Genomic DNA, 480 nt, shown 5'->3' with positions numbered 1-480 from the left:
CACGACGACGGGTGCCGCGCAGGGGGAAACGAGGGCATGACACCGCTGAGGCTGCCGGGCATCTCGGTCGACACGTCGGTGTCGCCGGCCCGCTTCACGTTCGAGGACGGCTTCAACGCCGCGACGCCGTTCATCGATCGGCACGTCGCCGAGGGGCGGGGCGACAAGGTGTTGGTCCGCACGGTGGCGGGCGGCACCGTCACCTATGCCGGGCTGGTCGCGGGCGTGAACCGCTGCGGCAACGTGCTGCTCGGCCACGGCCTCGCGCCCGGTGAGCGGCTCCTGATGGTGGTGAAGGACTCGGTCGCGTTCTACGTCCTGTTCTGGGGTGCCATCAAGGCCGGCATCGTGCCGGTGCCGCTCAACACGCTGCTGAGGGCGAAGGACTACGCCTTCATGATCGACAACGCCGAATGCGCGGCGCTCGTCTACTCGCCGGAGTTCGCCGGCGAGGTCGAGCCGGCGCTCGCGTCCTCGCCG

General features: G+C 70.2%; 1 protein-coding gene. It reads left to right on the top strand.

Annotation, left to right across the window (positions count from 1 at the left end):
• Window positions 1–36: 36 nt before the first annotated feature.
• On the top strand, window positions 37–480 hold a 444-nt coding region (locus ABTU92_RS29070), incomplete at its 3' end, for an AMP-binding protein (RefSeq protein WP_408095036.1).

Source organism: Rhodoplanes sp. SY1 (assembly GCF_046000175.1).
Classification (GTDB): Bacteria; Pseudomonadota; Alphaproteobacteria; order Rhizobiales; family Xanthobacteraceae; genus Rhodoplanes.
This window is presented reverse-complemented; position numbering and strand designations above follow the sequence as displayed.